Origin of the sequence: Paraburkholderia sp. J12 (assembly GCF_905220215.1) — a bacterium.
GTDB lineage: Bacteria > Pseudomonadota > Gammaproteobacteria > Burkholderiales > Burkholderiaceae > Paraburkholderia.
Genome location: NZ_CAJMZC010000002.1, coordinates 637,271 through 654,469, shown reverse-complemented (window position 1 = coordinate 654,469; position 17,199 = coordinate 637,271). Strand labels below are relative to the sequence as shown.

Sequence of the window (17,199 nt, the reverse complement as noted above, 5' to 3'; positions counted from 1 at the left end):
GCTATAGAGATGCCCGGCAATCGGTGGCTGGATCCTGTGGATCGCCACCCCGGCCGAGCATCCCGTCACTGGTCCCACGCCCCGCCGGGTTGGCGGACTCCCTCGTCGGAGTCGCTGGCGACAAGTCGCCGCCAATCCCAGTATGGGCGAGACGCGGTAATCCAGGGAAACTTATCCCGCGATCTTCGACAACAGCGGGTTGGCGAACGCGAACAGCATTGCGATACCCACGCCGATCAGGAATGCCGCGTCGATCAGGCCAACCAGCAGGAACATCTTCGTTTGCAGCGGGTTCATCAATTCAGGCTGGCGTGCGCATGCCTCGATGTACTTGCCGCCCATCATGCCGATACCGATACATGCGCCACAAGCGCCCAGACCGATGATGATGCCGATACCGATGGCGGTCGGCCCCTGGATGAGAGCGGTCAGAGCGTGGATGTTGGCGAACAATTCTTGCATGATTATTCCTCTGAGAAGACTTGATTACTTGATTTAAAAAACCGCAAACCTGTTAGAAAAACCGGTAAAGCGAAACCAGAACCACAACCTGATGTTCGGGGTACTGCAGGGCTTAGTGCTTGTCGTGCGCCTGACCGAGATAGACCAGCGTCAGCATCATGAAGATGAACGCCTGCAGCAGCACGATCAGAATGTGGAAGATCGCCCACACACTGCCCGCAATCACATGTCCGATGAAGCCGAGCACGCCGAAATCGAGGCCGAAACCCCACATGCCGCCCAGCAGCGCGATCAGCAGGAACAGCAGTTCGCCGGCGTACATATTGCCGAACAGCCGCATGCCGAGCGAAACCGTCTTGGCGACGTATTCAATGATGTTCAGAGCCAGATTGGGAATCCAGAGCAGCGGATGTGCGCCGAACGGAGCCGTCACCAGTTCGTGCAGCCAGCCGCCCAGACCCTTGATCTTGATGCTGTAGTAGAGCATCAGAATGAAGATGCCGAGCGCCATGCCGAAGGTCGCGTTGATGTCGGCGGTCGGCACGATGCGCTGATGCGGAATCACGGAGGAAAGGCCGAGCACGCCGATGACGCGCGTCGCCAGATCGACCGGCAAGAGGTCGAGCGAATTCATCAGGGCGACCCAGATGAAGACGGTCAATGCCAGCGGTGCGATAAAGGTGCGGCTGCCGTGAATCATGGTCTTGGATTGATCCTCGACCATCTCCACCAGCCACTCGATCGCGCACTGGAAACGCGACGGCACGCCCGACGTGGCCTTGCGCGCAGCCAGCCACAGAATCAGGATGGTGGCGAGCCCGGTCAGAATCGACCAGAACAGCGTATCGTAATTGATGATGGAGAAATCGACGACGCTCGACTGGGGCTTGCTCGAGAAGAACGTCAAGTGATGCGTGATGTATTCCGCAGGATCGAGCAGGCGCGATTCACTTGCTGCCATTTTTTCTTACACCCTAGCAATATTAAAATACGTTCTGTCTGCCGCCCTCGGTCCATCGGCACGCCGGCCGCCAGGGCGCGCGCACGAATACCGAACTCGACAGACACTGATCAAAACGCCAGTGCGACCCAATATGCCTTGAGCCCCACCGCATAGGCCGCCAGCATCGGCAGCCAGTGCACTTCGTGATACGTCTCGCCGATAACGACAAAGAGCGCCAGCGTCATGCCGGTCTTGAGCGCCTCGCCCGCGACCAGCGCCATCCTCGAGCGGCTTCCCGCGCGCTTCAGGTACAGCGCAAACAGGCCGCCCGGAACCCAGCACGCGGCGCCGCCGAGCAGAGCCGACAGTGCGGCATGCAGAGACTGGCCGAAAAACAGCCAGACGACAAGCGCCACCAACACCGACAAAGCTATTTGTGCTGCCACGACCCGCAGCGGCGTTACGCGCGACGGGCGATCCACTCTCGGGCCGAACAGTTTCCTGGCTTCATCCCGGGTGAGTGGTGTAATTGTGTTTTCTTGATCGAGGTCCCAGTCGTTTCGCTGGGATAAGGTTCGATCGGTTCGATCGTCGGAGCGCTGGTGCGCCCCGCGCGGCGCTGCCGCCTCGGACGGCGGCAGATCAGGCGATTTGCGCATCATGCAGATCCTTGGTACGGCCCACGCCTTACACAAGGCCTTCAGGCACATCAAACTGTCAATCCGGCCAGATTGTAAGCGATAGTGGCAGGTGATTCAAGATTTTGGACTGCTCGGAAACGCCTATGAAACAACGCCTCATGATGCGAAAAAACGGGCTTTCGGCGTCACTGCGGGCGATGACTGTAAGGTGCGTCGCGCACGCGGGGAAAATGGGCAATGCCTATGCAATGCGGCTAAAAATGTGACAGCCACCAACCGCCCGCTGCGCCGCCGAGCAGCCAGAACGGTATCGAATAGAGGTGAAACGGCAGCCACACGCCGCGCTCCCCGGCAAGGCGCACGGCAATCAGATTGGCGAGCGAGCCGATTGCGAATCCGAAACCGCCCACGCTCACGCCGAAAGCCAGCGCCCGCCAGTCGTGCGTGAAGCCCGCGAGCACGATAGCCGCCGGAACATTACTGATAATCTGCGACAAAACTGCCCCTGCGACATATGCGCGCAGCGGCGTCTCCAACGCGAGCTCGCCGAGCAAACCGTGGATCCACGGCAACGCGGCGGCGCTGCGCAAGACGACGAACATCAGCACGAAAATGCAGAGCAACAACCAGTCGATCTTCAGCACGATACGCGCACGCCAGACCAGGAAGCCCGCCGCGACGCCCGCGAGCGCAATGCCCGCGTGATGCGCATCGGCGAGCAGCACGAACGCAACGAAGAGCACCCCGGCGACGCCAGCGAGCGGGCGATCCACCGGATGCGGATCGGCATCCGTCGAGAGATCGAGCGGCCGCGACTTGAAGACAAGCGCGGCAAGCGCGAACAGCATCGCCATCAGCATGGCGCAAAGCGGTGCGAGCGCGACCACGAAGCGGCCGAACGAAACGCCGCTCAATTGCCAGAGAAAGAGATTCTGCGGATTGCCGAGCGGAGTCAGCACCGAGCCCGCGTTCACCGCAAGCGCGATGACGATCACGAGCTGCCTGAGCGGCAACGGCGTGAGCCGGTGCAACGAGAGCACCAGCGGCACGACGACGAAAAGCGCCACGTCGTTCGTCACCACTGTGGCGAGCGCCGCGGCCAGCGCGACCAGAAACAGGGCCAGCGCACGCTCGGAATGAATCCGCCGTACGAGACGATGCGCGAGCCAGGTCAGGAGTCCTGAATATTCGATGGCCTTCGTCAGAATCAGCAGGCCCGCGAGCGTCATCACCGTCTGCCAGTCGACCAGCGCGGGCAGCGACATCCAGGCGCGCGGCGCTAACCCCTGAAGCAGCACGAAGGCCACGACCAGAATCGCGAGCACCGGCTCGGCGGCGACGAGCGCGCCGGCGCGGCGCAACAAGCCGCGCGGCCCGGACTCCAGTGGGCCGTCGTCGCGCGCGTCCGGCGCGGACGACTCAGGCCGCTGTTTCGCCACGCAGGCGCAGCAGGATGCCGTCGAGTGCATCCAGGTCGCCGAAATCGACGGTCAACTGTCCTCGCCCTCGCCTGCCCAGCTTGATTTTCACCGTGGCGGCCAACAGGTCGGAGAGTTCCTCTTCGAGCCGCCGCGTATCGCGGCCGCCATCGTGGGGCGCCTTCGCCTTCACTGCGGGCGCGGCCTTCGTCGTGGTCGACACGAGCTTTTCGGTCTCGCGCACCGACATTCGCTTGTTCACGACCTGGTTGGCAAGCGTGATCTGCGTCGCGGCATCGACGGCGAGCAGCGCGCGCGCATGTCCCATGTCGAGGTCACCCGCGAGCAGCATGGTCTGCACCGGCGCAGCCAGATTCAGGAGACGCAGCAGATTGGACACGGCGCTGCGCGACCGGCCGACTGACTCGGCCGCTTGCTCGTGCGTAAAACGAAACTCGTCGAGAAGACGCTGGATGCCCTGCGCCTCTTCCAGCGGATTCAGATCTTCGCGCTGGATGTTCTCGATCAGCGCCATCGCGGCGGCGGCCTGATCCGGAACGTCCTTCACGAGAACCGGCACTTCGGTCAGCCCGGCGATGTGCGCCGCGCGGAAGCGCCGCTCGCCCGCAATGATCTCGTAACGATCAGTGTCGATCGGGCGCACGAGGATAGGCTGCATCAGGCCTTGCGCGCGGATGCTCGCGGCCAGTTCCTGCAGCGCGCCCTCGTCCATGCGCGTGCGCGGCTGGTATTTGCCCGCCTGCATCTTCGTGAGGGGCAGCGTATTGGGTGCGCCCTCGATCTTCACGGCCTCCGTGATGTCCGCGCTGCCACCCAGCAACGCCTCCAGTCCGCGGCCCAACCCTTTCTTCCGTGCTACTGCGTTCATCGTGCTTCCTCAGTCTGCATTGGCCGCCGCGCGCGTCAGAGCGCACGCACCCGCTCGATCATCTCGGCACCGAACTGCACATACGCCTGCGCGCCGCGCGACGCGCGATCGAACACGACGCCCGGCAAGCCGTAGCTGGGCGCCTCCGCGAGCCGCACATTGCGTGGAATCACCGCGTCGAACACCTTGTCGCCAAAGTGCTCTTTCAATTGCTCCGACACCTGCTGCTGCAGCGTGATACGCGGATCGAACATCACGCGCAAAAGACCGATCACCTTCAGGTCGCGATTCATGTTCGCGTGCACCTGCTTGATCGTGTTGACGAGATCGGAAAGACCTTCGAGCGCGAAATACTCGCACTGCATGGGAATCACCACACCGTGCGCCGCGCACAAGCCGTTGAGCGTGAGCAGCGAAAGCGCCGGCGGGCAATCGATCAGCACGAAGTCGTAGTCGGCATCGACCTGCTCCAGCGCGTTCTTCAAACGGCGCTCGCGCTGCTCCATCGAAACGAGCTCGACTTCCGCACCGGCCAGCTCGCGGTTGGCCGGCAGCACGTCGTAGCCCACGGCTTCCGGGCGCTTGCGTGCGTCGAGCACCGTGATGCCGTCGACCAGCACTTCATATACGGTGTTCTCGCAGGCGGCCTTATCGATGCCGCTGCCCATCGTGGCATTGCCTTGCGGGTCGAGATCGATGAGAAGGACACGCTGTCCCTGCGATGCGAGGCTCGCGGCGAGATTGACCGTTGTCGTCGTCTTGCCGACGCCGCCCTTCTGGTTCGCAACGCAGAAGATTTTTGCCATCTTTCGTGTGTCCCTTTTACTGCCTTAAATAGTTTGCTTACGTTATAGCGTCTCGGCCGCGGTATCAATCCGGTCGTTCGGCCAACGTGCGGGGCAACCCGCGCATCAGGCCGCCACCGGTTCGACCGCCACTTCAACGAGGTGACGCTCGGCCTCCAGCATCGGCACGTCGAGGCGCACGGTCTGCCGCACCTCGGCGCCCGCGGGCAACCGCTCGATTTCGCCGTCGGGGCGCACGCCCTTCATCGCCCAGATCGCCCCGCCCTCGGCAACCAGATGCCGGGCCAGTGTAACGAAATCGGCGAGTTCCGCGAATGCCCGCGAGACGATCAGATCGAACTTTTTTGGTACTTCGACCCCGGGACGCAGTGACTCGACGCGCCCGGTGATAACGGAGAGATTCGTGAGACCCAATTCGGCCTTCGCCTGGGACTGAAAGGCCGTCTTCTTGTGCACGATGTCGTTGAGCGTCACCGACCAGTCCGGCCGCGCGATAGCGATGACGATACCCGGCAGTCCGCCGCCCGAACCGACGTCCAGCACCGCGGCCCCATCGCGTGCGGGCAGGTGCGGCAGGATCGAAAGGGAATCGAGAATGTGCTGGATCAGCATCTGGCGCGGGTCGCGGATCGCGGTCAGGTTATAGACTGCGTTCCACTTGGCCAGCAGCGCCACGTAGTCGAGCAACTGCACGTGCTGCGGCTCGCTCAGTTCCACGCCGAGCGCCTGCGCGCCCTCCTTCAACATCTGCGCCAGGGCGTCGCGATCCGCGACGCCGGGTTGCCGCGCGCGGCCCGTCATTGCGCCACCGGGGTGTTATCCGTACCGGCGTCGGCGGAATTCTGGCGTCGGCGGCCCAGACCACGCTTCAGATGCACCATCAGCAACGAGATCGCCGCGGGCGTGACACCCTGAATGCGCGATGCCTGGCCGATGGTCTCCGGTCGATGCTGCGTCAGCTTCTGACGCACTTCGAACGACAGGCCGCGCACCTCGGCGTAGTCGATGCCTTCCGGCAGGCGCGTGTTCTCCTGCGCGCCGTTGCGCTCGATCTCATCGGCCTGACGATCGATGTAGCCCTGATATTTGATACCGATCTCGATCTGTTCCTTGATCTGACCAAGCAGGACTTCGTCGTCGGCCAGCGGCGCTTCGGGCGCACAGGCGCCCTCGCGCAGACCGCACACGCCGTCGTAGCTGACACCCGGACGGCGCAGCAGATCCGCGAGGTTGTACTCACGGTCGATCGGCTTGCCGAGCAATGCGGTCGCTTCGTCGACAGAGAGAGTCTTCGGATTCACCCAGGTCGACTTCAGGCGCTCTGTTTCACGTGAAACAGCGTCGCGCTTGCGGCAGAACGCATCCCAGCGGACGTCGTCCACGACGCCAAGCTCGCGGCCGATTTCCGTCAGACGCATATCGGCATTGTCTTCACGTAGGCTCAGGCGATACTCGGCGCGGCTCGTGAACATGCGATACGGCTCCGAAACGCCACGCGTCACGAGATCGTCCACCAGCACGCCGAGGTAAGCCTCGTCGCGGCGCGGTGTCCAGGCGTCCTTGCTCTGGACTTGCAGGCCCGCATTGATCCCTGCGAGCAGGCCTTGAGCCGCCGCTTCTTCATAGCCGGTCGTGCCATTGATCTGGCCCGCAAAGAACAATCCCTGGATTGCCTTCGTTTCCAGCGAAGCCTTTAGGCCACGCGGATCGAAGTAATCGTACTCGATGGCATAACCGGGACGCAGGATGTGCGCGTGCTCGAGACCGCGCATCGAATGCACGAGATCGAGCTGAACGTCGAACGGCAGGCTCGTCGAGATCCCGTTCGGGTAGAACTCGTTGGTCGTCAGGCCTTCCGGTTCAAGGAAGATCTGATGCGATTCCTTCGACGCGAAGCGATGGATCTTGTCCTCGATCGACGGGCAGTAGCGCGGCCCCACCCCTTCGATCACGCCCGTATACATCGGCGAGCGGTCGAGACCGCTGCGGATGATGTCGTGCGTTTTCGCGTTCGTGTGCGTGACCCAGCACGGAATCTGGCGCGGATGCTGTTCGGCACGGCCGAGGAACGAAAACACCGGTACCGGATCGAGATCGCCTGGTTGCTCTTCGAGCACCGAAAAATCGATCGAGCGGCCGTCGATGCGTGGCGGCGTGCCCGTCTTCAAGCGGCCTTGCGGCAGCTTGAGCTCCTTCAGGCGGGCGGAGAGCGTCACCGCTGCCGGGTCGCCCGCGCGGCCACCCGTATAGTTGTTCAGACCCACGTGGATCTTGCCGTCGAGGAAGGTCCCCGCGGTCAGCACGACCGCCCGGCCGAGAAAGCGGATACCGACCTGGGTCACCGCTCCGACCACGCGATCGCCCTCCACCATCAGATCCTCAACCGCCTGCTGGAACAGCCAGAGGTTGGGTTGATTCTCCAGACGCCGACGGATGGCCGCCTTGTAGAGAATACGATCGGCCTGGGCGCGTGTCGCACGCACGGCGGGGCCCTTCGACGAATTGAGGATGCGGAACTGGATGCCGCCCTCGTCGGTGGCCGCAGCCATTGCGCCGCCCAAGGCATCGACTTCTTTGACCAGATGGCCTTTGCCAATGCCGCCGATGGACGGATTGCAGCTCATCTGACCGAGCGTCTCGATGTTATGCGTGAGCAGGAGCGTCTTGACGCCCATGCGGGCGGCAGCAAGCGCGGCTTCGGTGCCGGCGTGACCGCCGCCGACGACGATTACATCAAACTCTGTGGGATAAAGCATGGCCGGACCTCACGCACGGCAAGCCGCGTGAGCCTTCTCGAAATAAGTGGGATAGGCGAATTATAACGGTTTCAGGTTTTGGGCCGTTCACGCCCGAATTTCGTTCCATGCTTTCCGACGAAAGAACGAAAAAAAGCGGGGTGTTTCACGTGAAACACCCCGCTTCGTGAACAACATACAGACAACCTAAGCAGACTTCTTCGCCAGTCCGAGATAGGTTTCGATAACGCGGGGATTCTGTGCAAGCTCCGCGGCTGGCCCTTCCAGCGCCAGATCGCCCGTTTCGAGCACGTAGCCGTAGTCGGAAACCTGCAGGGCGGCGCGGGCGTTCTGCTCGATCAGGAGCGTCGCGACGCCGGTCTGCCGCAGCGCACTGATGATGTGGAAGATTTCTTTCACGATTAGCGGCGCCAGACCCAGGCTCGGTTCGTCAAGCATCAGCAGATCCGGCTTACCCATCAGCGCACGGCCCACCGCGAGCATCTGCCGTTCGCCGCCCGAAAGCGTCCCGGCCGCCTGCGTCCGCCGCTCCTTGAGCCGCGGAAACAACTCGAACACGGGGTCGAGCTGATCGAGAAAATTACGCTCTCCAGCCTGCTTGCGGCGATACGCGCCCAGCACGAGATTGTCCTCGACGGTCATCGAAGCGAACAACTCCCGCTTCTCGGGCACGAGGCACATGCCGCGCGCGACGCGACGCTCGATCGGCAATGTACCGACTTCGTCGCCCAGGTAAGCAATCCGGCCGCTCGCGTGCCCGGTTACAGGCAGCGCACCCATGATGGCATTGAGCAACGTGGACTTGCCGGCGCCGTTCGGCCCGATCACCGAGACGATTTGCCCCGCCCCCACCTTGATAGCCGCATGGTGCAACGCTTCGATCTTGCCGTAACGAACCGAGAGATTGGAGACTTCCAGAACAGGAGTTGCACTCATCACTCCACCCCACCCAGATAAGCTTCCAGTACGGCCGGATCCTTCTGCACGTCCTCCGGCAAACCTTCCGCGATACGCGTACCGAACTCCATCACAACCAGCCGGTCCGTGAGGTTCATCACGAAATCCATGTCGTGTTCCACCAGCAGCACACTCATCCCCTCTTCCCTCAGCTTGCGCAGCAACGCCGCCAACTGCTGCTTCTCCTGATAACGCAGACCCGCAGCTGGTTCGTCGAGCAGCAGCAGGGTCGGATCGCAGCAGAGCGCCCGCGCGATTTCGAGGATCCGTTGCTGGCCGAGCGCGAGGCTGCCCGCCTCTTCGTACATGTGCGGCTCGAGGCCGACGCGCCGAAGCTGCTTCGCCGCTTCGCTCATGAGCCGCCCTTCTTCGGCGGCATTGAGCTTCGCGACGCTGCGCAGCACCCCCGCATGGCCACGCAGATGCGCGCCGATCGCGACGTTTTCGAGCACCGTCATCGTCGGCAGCAGCTTGACGTGCTGGAACGTGCGGCCGATGCCTCGCGCAACGATTTCACGTGAAGTGAGCCGGTCGATGCGCTCGCCGCGGAATGTGATTTCGCCGCTCGTCGGTTGCAGCACGCCGGTCACGAGGTTGAACGTGGTCGATTTGCCGGCGCCGTTCGGCCCGATCAGCCCGACGATCTGCCCCGCCCTCACCTCGAAGCTCACATCGTTGACGGCCACGAGACCGCCGAACTGCTTGCGCGCCTTATCGACGGTCAGCAGCAATTCGCCTGCGGCCGGCTTGCTGCGCTGCGGCAACGGTTCGGCGTCTTCGGGCACATGGGCTTGCGGACCGCGCGGAAAGAAACGCGCGACGAACGGCCAGACGCCGCGACGCGCGTACTGCAGCAGCAGCACCATCAGAATGCCGAACACGATGATCTCGAAGTTGCCGTTCTCGCCCAGCAGCTTCGGCAGGATCGTCTGCAGCCAGTCCTGAAGCACGGTCAAGATCGCGGCGCCCAGCACCGCACCCCAGACGTGGGCCACGCCGCCCACCACCGCCATGAACAGATACTCGATGCCGTGATTCAAGCCGAACGGCGTGGGATTCACGGCTCGCTGCAAATGCGCGTAGAGGAAGCCGGAAACGGCGGCGAGCACGGCCGCATAGACGAAGATCACGACGCGCATCCACGCCGTATTCACGCCCATCGCCTCGGCCATCAAGCCGCCGCCGCGCAGCGCCCGGATCGCCCGCCCGGTGCGACTATTAAGCAGATTCTGAACAGAGACGACCGAGAGCAGCACGACCACCCAGATCAGGTAATAGATATGCCGCCCGGACTCCAGCGCGAAACCGAACACGTTCAGCACCGGAATGCCGTTGATGCCGTCGTACTTGCCGAGCGCGTCGAGATTGCCGAACAGGAAGTACAGCGCGAGGCCCCAGGCAATCGTGCCGAGCGGCAGGAAATGGCCCGACAGCCGCATTGTGACGAGTCCGAGCATGAGCGCCACGAGCCCCGTCACCACCACGCCGACGATCAATGCGAGCCACGGCGACACGCCGTACTGCGTCGTGAGGTACGCGGTGGCATATGCCCCGATCCCGACGAAGGCCGCCTGCCCGAAGCTCGTCATCCCGCCGATACCGGTGAGCAGCACGAGCCCGATGGCGACGATCGAATAGAGGCCGATGTAGTTGAGCAGCGTGATCCAGTACTCGGGCACCTGCACGGCGCCCGGCAGCACGGGCAGCGCGAACATGACCACGAGGAACAGCCAGAAGAAGCGGTTGTGCATGATGATCCGTTTCATCGCGTCACTCCTCTTCTTCCTCGGCGTGCGGCGTCGCAAAACTGCGCCACAGCAGCACCGGAATGATGAGCGTGAACACGATCACTTCCTTATAGGAGCTCGCCCAGAACGACGAATACGACTCGAGCAGTCCGACGAGCACCGAGCCCGCGGCAGCGAGCGGATAGCTCACCAGACCGCCGATGATCGCGCCCACGAAACCCTTCAGGCCGATCAGAAAACCCGAGTCGTAATAGATGGTGGTGAGCGGCGCGACGAGGATGCCGCACAGCGCGCCCAGCCCCGCGGCGAGCGTGAACGCGAGCCGCCCGGCCTGCGTCGTGCCGATGCCGACGAGCCGCGCGCCCAGCCGGTTCACCGAGGTGGCGCGCAGCGCCTTGCCCGAGATCGTGCGGCCGAAATAGAGATACAACGCGACGATCAGCACGGCCGCCGTGCCGATCACCCAGAGGCTCTGCCCCGAGATCGAAAGGCTGCCGATGTTGAACGTGGCGTCGGAGAACGCGTTGGTGCGCGAGCCTTCGGCGCCGAACATCACGAGTCCGAGGCCGACCATCGCGAAGTGCACCGCCACGGCGACGATCAGCAGCAGGAGCGTCGTGGCTTCGGCGATGGGCTCATAGGCGAGCCGGTAGATGAACGGTCCCATCGGCACGACGATCGCCAGCGCGAGCGCGATCTGCACGAGCATCGGCAACGGCTGCGCGGCGAGCCCGCGCGTGAGCGCAAAGAGCGCGAGAGGGAACAGCAGATACTTTCCGGCGAGCGTGACGAGCGTACGGGCCGCATGCCGGCGCCGCCCGGCGTGCCGCACGAACCCCGCCGTCTCCACGACGAAGCATGCCGCGCCGAGCGCCATGAGCAGCCAGCAGGTGGCCGGAAACTTCTGCGATTGCAGCGCGGCGAGCGTGAGCGCGCCATACGAGACGAACTCGCCCTGCGGAATGAAGATCACCCGCGTCACGGAAAACACCAGCACGAGTGCCAGCGCCAGCAGCGCGTAAATGGCACCGGTGGTAATGCCGTCCTGCGCGAGGATCGCGGCGATCGATAAATCCATACACCCCTCTTCCTGGAACTCTGGAAACCCGGAACGTCGAACGACGGAAATGCGGCAAGTGCGGAAAGCGCCGCCGGCCAGCCGGCCGGCGGTATGCCACGGCATGCGGTGCCGGGCAGTGAGATCGAAACAATGACGTGCAGGCGAGTTCGCGTTTCAGGCGGAACCGTCTTCCACCGGGACTCGCCGCAAGCGGTCCCGGCCGCCGACAGTCCGCGCTCATGCGAGCAATGTCGTCACTCGCCCTGCAGCTTCCACTTGCTGTCGACAATCTCCACGATCACGCGGGCACGGTCGTCGAGACCGTTGTGATCGGCGGCGGTCGTGTTCATGATGCCGTGCGAGAGCGGCAGCTCCTTCACGTTCTCGAGCGCATCGCGCAGCGCGACGCGAAACGCTTCGGTGCCCGGCTGGCCCGACTTCAGCGCGACCGGAATCGCGCGCTGGAGCATCTGGCCGGCGTCCCACGCGTGGCCGCCGAACGTCGCGACGGAACCGGCACCGTAGGCCTTCTCGTAAGCCGCCTTGTACGCCAGCGCCGACTTCTTGACCGGATTCGTGTCCGACAGCTGATCGGCCACGAGGATCGGACCGGCGGGCAGCAGTTCGCCGTCGCAATCCTTGCCGCACACGCGCAGGAAGTCGTTGTTGGCCACACCGTGCGTCTGATAGATCTTGCCCTTGTAGCCGCGATCCTTCAGCGTCGTGGCGGGCAGCGCCGCCGGCGTGCCGGAACCGGCGATCAGCACGGCATCCGGATTCGCGGACATCAGCTTGAGCGCCTGGCCCGTGACCGAAGAATCGGTGCGGTTATAACGCTCGGTCGCGACTATCTTGAGGTTGTGCTTCGCCGCCGCCGCGCTGAACTCCTTGAACCAGCTGTCGCCATAGGCATCCGTGAAGCCGATGAAACCCACCGTCTTCACGCCGTGCTTCTCCATATAGCCGGCCAGCGCGTCGGCCATCAGGCTGTCGTTCTGCGGCGTCTTGAAGGCCCACTTGCGCTTGTCGTCCATGGGCTGGATGATCGCGGCCGATGCCGCAAGCGAGATCATGGGTGTCTTGCCCTGCTCCACCACGTCGAGCATCGCGAGCGAGTTCGGCGTCACGGAAGAGCCGATGATCGCGTCCACGTGATCTTCGTCGATCAGCTTGTGCGTGTTCTGCACGGCCTTGCTCGTATCCGATGCGTCGTCGAGCACGATGTACTGCACGCTCTTGCCCGCGATCTCCTTGGGCAACAGCGCGATCGTGTTTTTCTCGGGAATGCCGAGCGAAGCCGCCGGTCCCGTCGCCGAAAGCGTCACGCCGATCTTCACCTGCGCCACGGCCACCCCGGCCGTGCCCATCAGCGCCGCTGCGAGTCCGGCGCTCACTGACCTCAAAGCCCACTTCATCGTTTTCATTGCGCGTCTCCAAACGCTTTGCCTGCGTGTCGATTGACCTGGCGCCGATCACTAATATCTTCGTAAATCTGCGCTGGCCCTTGAGTGTAGTAATCGGGATCGCGCGTGTAACGCATGGTTTTCCCTGCCTGTTGCGCGAACCGCTTTATCGGCTCCCTGACCGCTTTTGTGTGCCGCTGCTGCCCGCTCAGTGCAACAAAAAAGGGCACGCCGGTTAACCCGCTGTGCCCTTTTCCGATGCTTTGTCGTATCCGTCGCACCGGACTTTCGGAAGGTCCGGGTCGAGCGATTGCGATAATGCGCCGGCCGCGACCGGTGCATTATGCCGACCAGATAGTCAGCGAATGCCGAGTGTAGCGGACCGGCTGTTGCGCCCGCAAGCGCTTTCCAAAGCCTTACAAAGCGTGTCAGGGCGACGAGAAAATGCGTAATGCCCAAAGCCATGCCGCACGCGGCTTTTGCTTCGCAGCAGATCGATTTGCGTAAATCGGGGAAAGGGAATGGCGCGCGCAAGAGCAACTAGAAAGCGCGAGAGAAAAGCAGAAAACGGGAAAGGCGGGGGAAAGATAATCGACGAAAAACCGTCGGCTAAAATGAAAAGCGCTGTTGGGCTCCCGCCCAACAGCGCCTTCTTGTCCGGGCACTTGGTGCCTCAGTTGTCTCCTCGTTCTCCACCTGCAAATTCGGTGCATCAGAACTGGGTGAACTTTAACTTTCCGCCCCCTCTGCTACAACTAGCATTTACCCTAGTGGTGCAGCGCAGCACCGATTTGGGGCGAGCCGACACGATTCTGTCGCACTAGCGGGCTTCGTTCATGCGCAATTCCGGCATGCAGCGCCGCACACAAGTCAGCCACGTCACGCCCGCAGCGGCTTCACCCGCGCCACGATCTCACCGACGATCCCGCGCCGGAACGCCAGCACGCAGGCAATGAAAATGAGGCCGGTCACGATCGTTGCGGACTCACCGAGCGAGTTGAACCAGTCCACGCCCGTCACCGAAGCGAGCGCGCCGCCGATATCGCCCAGCCGGTCCTCGAGCGAAACGATCAGCGCCGCGCCGAGCAGCGGCCCGAACAGCGTGCCCATGCCGCCCACCAGCGTCATCAGGATCACGAGGCCCGACATGGTCCAGTAGGCGTCGCCGAGCGTCTCGAAGCCCAGCACGAGCACCTTGAGCGAACCGGCGAGACCCGCGAGCCCGGCCGAGAGCACGTAGGCGAGCAGCTTGAAGCGGTCGGTATCGTAGCCGAGCGAAATGGCGCGCGGCTCGTTCTCCTTGATGGCGACAAGCACCTGCCCGAACGGCGAATGCACGATGCGCACGATGAAGAGGAACGCGAGCACCATCACGACGAGCACGACGTAATACAGCACGAGATCCGACGAAAGCGACAGCAGGCCGAACAGCTTGCCGCGCGGCACGCCCTGCAAGCCGTCTTCGCCGTGGGTGAACGGCGCCTGCAGATAGACGAAATAGACCATCTGCGCGAGCGCGAGCGTTACCATCGCGAAGTAGATGCCCTGGCGGCGAATGGCGAAGATGCCGGTCACGAGGCCCAGCACCGTCGCCGCCACCGCGCCGGCCAGCACGCCCAGTTCGGGCGTGAAGTTGAGCGACTGCATCGCGTAGCCCGTGACGTAGCCCGCCGTGGCGAGAAACATGGCGTGGCCGAACGAGAGCAGCCCCGTGTAGCCGATCAGGAGATTGAACGCGGCGGCGAAGAGCGCGAAACACAGCACCTTCATCACGAAGAGCGGATACACCCCGGCGAACGGCGCGACCAGCAGGCCCACCAGCAGCAGTCCATAGAGCGCTTTTCTTTGCATCACCGTTCCTTGCCGAAGAGGCCTGCGGGGCGAATCAGCAGCACGATCGCCATGATCACGAACACCACCGTGGCGGACGCCTCGGGCCAGAACACACGCGTAAAGCCTTCGATCACGCCCAGCAGCAGGCCGGTGAGAATCGATCCCATGATCGACCCCATGCCGCCAATCACGACCACGGCGAATACCGTGATGATCATCGGCTGGCCCATCAGCGGCGACACCTGGATCACGGGCGCGGCAAGCACGCCCGCAAACGCCGCGAGCGCGACGCCAAAGCCATAGGTGAGCGTGATCATGAGCGGCACGTTGATGCCGAAGGCTTCCACGATCTTCGGGTTTTCCGTGCCCGCGCGCAGGTACGCGCCCAACCGGGTCTTCTCGATCACGTACCAGGTAGCAAAGCACACGCTGAGCGACGCCACGACCACCCACGCGCGATAGTTCGGCAGATACATGAAGCCGAGATCGGTTGCGCCGGAAAGCGCCTCGGGCACGTCGTAGGGCTGGCCCGACGAACCATAAACCGAACGGAACACGCCCTCCACCACGAGCGTCAAGCCGAAAGTGAGCAGGAGTCCATACAGATGATCGAGCCGGTAGAGCCAGCGCAGCATCGACCGCTCGATCAGGATGCCGAACGCGCCCACCACGAGCGGCGCAACGACGAGCATCGCCCAGTAGGGCAGATTGAAGTACGCAAGCCCCATCCACGTGAGCATTGCGCCCAGCATGAACAGCGCACCGTGCGCAAAGTTAATCACGTTGAGCATGCCGAAGATCACCGCGAGGCCAAGGCTTAAAATCGCGTAGAACGACCCGTTCACGAGCCCGAGCAACAACTGGCTCAGCATGGCCGGCAACGGAATGCCAAAGATAGTCATGGAAGCTGCCACCCCCTCAAGATCGCATTCGTGCGGCACGCGGCGCGCCGGCCGGGTCGCCCCGACCCCGGTCCTGCCGCGCCGCGTGCCGCGCTGGCGCTGCGGCTACTTCCAGAGCGCGCAGCGGCTCTCCTGCTTCGTCGTATAGGCCTGCTCGCCCGGGATCGTCTGCACGACCTTGTAGTAGTCCCACTGGCGCTTCGACTCGGACGGCTTCTTCACCTCCACCAGATACATGTCGTGGATCAGCACGCCGTCCTGGCGGATATAGCCGCCCTTCGTATAGAAGTCGTCGATCTTCGTCTTCTTCAACTGCGCCATCACCTTGTCGGCGTCGGTCGTGCCGGCCGCCTGCACGGCCTTCAGGTAGTTGGTCACGGCCGAGTAGTCCGCCGCCTGCAGCTCGGACGGCATCTTCTTCATCTTGTCGTAATAGCGCTGCGACCACTGGCGCGTTGCGTCATTCTGGTCCCAGTACCAGCCGGTCGTCAGCACGAGGCCCTGGGTCGTTTCGAGCCCGAGGCTGTTCACGTCGGGCAGGAACATCAGCAGCGCGGCGATCTTCATCGTCTTCGTGATGCCGAATTCCTTCGCAGCCTTGATCGAGTTGACCGTGTCGCCGCCCGCGTTCGCGAGGCCGAGGATCTGCGCCTTCGATGCTTGCGCCTGCAACAGGAATGAGGAGAAGTCGGAAGCGGAAAGCGGGTGGCGAACCTCGCCGAGCACCTGGCCGCCGTTCGCCTTCACAACGTCGGCGGTGTTCTTTTCGAGCGACTTGCCGAACGCGTAGTCGGCCGTCAGGAAGAACCAGGTCTTGCCGCCCTGCTTGAGCACCGCGAGGCCCGTGCCCTTCGCGAGCGCCACCGTGTCGTAGCCGTAGTGAACCGTGTACGGCGTGCATTGCTCGTTGGTCAGTGCGTCGGTGCCGGCGCCGGTGTTGAAGTACACCCGCTTCTTCTCCTGCGCGACCTGATTCATCGAGAGCGCGGTGGCCGAGTTGGTGCCGCCGAGCAGCATGTCGATCCCGTCGCGGTCCATCCACTCGCGCGCCTTCGAAGCCGCGATGTCCGCCTTGTTCTGGTGATCCGCGTACAGGACCTCGATCGGCTTGCCGAGCACCTTGCCGCCGAAGTCCGCCACCGCCATGCGAATCGCTTCGAGACCGCCCTGGCCGTCGTCGTCCGCATACAGGCCCGACATGTCGGTGATGAAACCGATCTTCACCGTATCGTCGGCGGCCTGCGCGCTGCCTGCGCCCATCACCGTTGCAGCCGCTGCGGCGGCAAAGAGCGTGGCGAGCCGCGCGAACGTCGTTTTCTTCATTGCAGTCTCCTTCTTTTCTGGTTGCGTTGTTATCCGGGCTTTACAGCGGAGGCAAAAC

15 protein-coding genes are annotated in these 17,199 nt (G+C 63.3%); all 15 read right to left on the bottom strand.

Annotated features, from left to right (window positions below):
• Window positions 1-171 precede the first annotated feature (171 nt).
• Window positions 172-462: a F0F1 ATP synthase subunit C gene (gene atpE, locus U5760_RS07980; protein WP_322010856.1), complete on the bottom strand. Its 291-nt coding sequence runs from the start codon at window positions 460-462 to the stop codon at window positions 172-174.
• A gap of 112 nt (window positions 463-574) precedes the next feature.
• On the bottom strand, window positions 575-1,423 hold the full coding sequence (atpB, locus tag U5760_RS07975) for a F0F1 ATP synthase subunit A (RefSeq protein WP_322010855.1): 849 nt from the start codon (window positions 1,421-1,423) through the stop codon (window positions 575-577).
• A 110-nt stretch (window positions 1,424-1,533) separates the two neighbouring features.
• The gene (locus U5760_RS07970) at window positions 1,534-2,067 is read right to left on the bottom strand and encodes an ATP synthase subunit I (RefSeq protein ID WP_322010853.1); all 534 of its coding nucleotides are present in this window, start codon (window positions 2,065-2,067) and stop codon (window positions 1,534-1,536) included.
• Between the two features lie 233 nt (window positions 2,068-2,300).
• On the bottom strand, window positions 2,301-3,431 hold the full coding sequence (locus U5760_RS07965; RefSeq protein ID WP_415914065.1) for an SLC13 family permease: 1,131 nt from the start codon (window positions 3,429-3,431) through the stop codon (window positions 2,301-2,303).
• 34 nt (window positions 3,432-3,465) lie between these two features.
• Window positions 3,466-4,353 (bottom strand): ParB/RepB/Spo0J family partition protein, encoded by an 888-nt coding sequence (locus U5760_RS07960; RefSeq protein WP_322010852.1) that lies wholly within the window; start codon window positions 4,351-4,353, stop codon window positions 3,466-3,468.
• Between the two features lie 35 nt (window positions 4,354-4,388).
• Window positions 4,389-5,159: a ParA family protein gene (locus tag U5760_RS07955; RefSeq protein ID WP_322010851.1), complete on the bottom strand. Its 771-nt coding sequence runs from the start codon at window positions 5,157-5,159 to the stop codon at window positions 4,389-4,391.
• 105 nt (window positions 5,160-5,264) lie between these two features.
• Entirely contained in the window at window positions 5,265-5,960 is a 696-nt protein-coding gene (gene rsmG, locus U5760_RS07950; RefSeq protein WP_322010850.1) for a 16S rRNA (guanine(527)-N(7))-methyltransferase RsmG, read from the bottom strand.
• A complete protein-coding gene (gene mnmG / locus U5760_RS07945; protein ID WP_322010849.1) occupies window positions 5,957-7,915 on the bottom strand; it encodes a tRNA uridine-5-carboxymethylaminomethyl(34) synthesis enzyme MnmG in 1,959 nt (652 codons plus the stop codon). The genes rsmG and mnmG overlap by 4 nt, the downstream gene beginning before the upstream one ends.
• A 186-nt stretch (window positions 7,916-8,101) precedes the next feature.
• The gene (locus U5760_RS07940; RefSeq protein ID WP_322010848.1) at window positions 8,102-8,851 is read right to left on the bottom strand and encodes an ABC transporter ATP-binding protein; all 750 of its coding nucleotides are present in this window, start codon (window positions 8,849-8,851) and stop codon (window positions 8,102-8,104) included.
• The gene (locus tag U5760_RS07935; protein ID WP_322010846.1) at window positions 8,851-10,638 is read right to left on the bottom strand and encodes a branched-chain amino acid ABC transporter ATP-binding protein/permease; all 1,788 of its coding nucleotides are present in this window, start codon (window positions 10,636-10,638) and stop codon (window positions 8,851-8,853) included. Before U5760_RS07935 ends, U5760_RS07940 begins: the two co-directional genes overlap by 1 nt.
• Before the next feature lie 4 nt (window positions 10,639-10,642).
• Complete coding sequence (locus tag U5760_RS07930) at window positions 10,643-11,698, bottom strand: branched-chain amino acid ABC transporter permease (RefSeq protein ID WP_322010845.1); 1,056 nt, start codon at window positions 11,696-11,698, stop codon at window positions 10,643-10,645.
• Between the two features lie 236 nt (window positions 11,699-11,934).
• Window positions 11,935-13,104: an ABC transporter substrate-binding protein gene (locus U5760_RS07925; RefSeq protein ID WP_322010844.1), complete on the bottom strand. Its 1,170-nt coding sequence runs from the start codon at window positions 13,102-13,104 to the stop codon at window positions 11,935-11,937.
• Window positions 13,105-13,962: 858 nt separating this feature from the next.
• Window positions 13,963-14,934 carry a branched-chain amino acid ABC transporter permease gene (locus tag U5760_RS07920; RefSeq protein WP_322010843.1) on the bottom strand — a complete coding sequence of 324 codons (972 nt, stop codon included), beginning with the start codon at window positions 14,932-14,934 and terminating at the stop codon, window positions 13,963-13,965.
• The gene (locus tag U5760_RS07915) at window positions 14,934-15,818 is read right to left on the bottom strand and encodes a branched-chain amino acid ABC transporter permease (RefSeq protein ID WP_322010841.1); all 885 of its coding nucleotides are present in this window, start codon (window positions 15,816-15,818) and stop codon (window positions 14,934-14,936) included. Before U5760_RS07915 ends, U5760_RS07920 begins: the two co-directional genes overlap by 1 nt.
• 105 nt (window positions 15,819-15,923) lie before the next feature.
• Entirely contained in the window at window positions 15,924-17,141 is a 1,218-nt protein-coding gene (locus tag U5760_RS07910; protein WP_322010840.1) for an ABC transporter substrate-binding protein, read from the bottom strand.
• Window positions 17,142-17,199: the final 58 nt, after the last annotated feature.

What these genes read in the sequence shown, in the direction of transcription:
- atpE (WP_322010856.1), bottom strand. Translation starts at nt 462, where the DNA reads ATGCAAGAATTGTTCGCCAACATCCACGCTCTGACCGCTCTCATCCAG.
- atpB (WP_322010855.1), bottom strand. Translation starts at nt 1,423, where the DNA reads ATGGCAGCAAGTGAATCGCGCCTGCTCGATCCTGCGGAATACATCACG.
- U5760_RS07970 (WP_322010853.1), bottom strand. Translation starts at nt 2,067, where the DNA reads ATGATGCGCAAATCGCCTGATCTGCCGCCGTCCGAGGCGGCAGCGCCG.
- U5760_RS07960 (WP_322010852.1), bottom strand. Translation starts at nt 4,353, where the DNA reads ATGAACGCAGTAGCACGGAAGAAAGGGTTGGGCCGCGGACTGGAGGCG.
- U5760_RS07955 (WP_322010851.1), bottom strand. Translation starts at nt 5,159, where the DNA reads ATGGCAAAAATCTTCTGCGTTGCGAACCAGAAGGGCGGCGTCGGCAAG.
- rsmG (WP_322010850.1), bottom strand. Translation starts at nt 5,960, where the DNA reads ATGACGGGCCGCGCGCGGCAACCCGGCGTCGCGGATCGCGACGCCCTG.
- mnmG (WP_322010849.1), bottom strand. Translation starts at nt 7,915, where the DNA reads ATGCTTTATCCCACAGAGTTTGATGTAATCGTCGTCGGCGGCGGTCAC.
- U5760_RS07940 (WP_322010848.1), bottom strand. Translation starts at nt 8,851, where the DNA reads ATGAGTGCAACTCCTGTTCTGGAAGTCTCCAATCTCTCGGTTCGTTAC.
- U5760_RS07935 (WP_322010846.1), bottom strand. Translation starts at nt 10,638, where the DNA reads ATGAAACGGATCATCATGCACAACCGCTTCTTCTGGCTGTTCCTCGTG.
- U5760_RS07930 (WP_322010845.1), bottom strand. Translation starts at nt 11,698, where the DNA reads ATGGATTTATCGATCGCCGCGATCCTCGCGCAGGACGGCATTACCACC.
- U5760_RS07925 (WP_322010844.1), bottom strand. Translation starts at nt 13,104, where the DNA reads ATGAAAACGATGAAGTGGGCTTTGAGGTCAGTGAGCGCCGGACTCGCA.
- U5760_RS07920 (WP_322010843.1), bottom strand. Translation starts at nt 14,934, where the DNA reads ATGCAAAGAAAAGCGCTCTATGGACTGCTGCTGGTGGGCCTGCTGGTC.
- U5760_RS07915 (WP_322010841.1), bottom strand. Translation starts at nt 15,818, where the DNA reads ATGACTATCTTTGGCATTCCGTTGCCGGCCATGCTGAGCCAGTTGTTG.
- U5760_RS07910 (WP_322010840.1), bottom strand. Translation starts at nt 17,141, where the DNA reads ATGAAGAAAACGACGTTCGCGCGGCTCGCCACGCTCTTTGCCGCCGCA.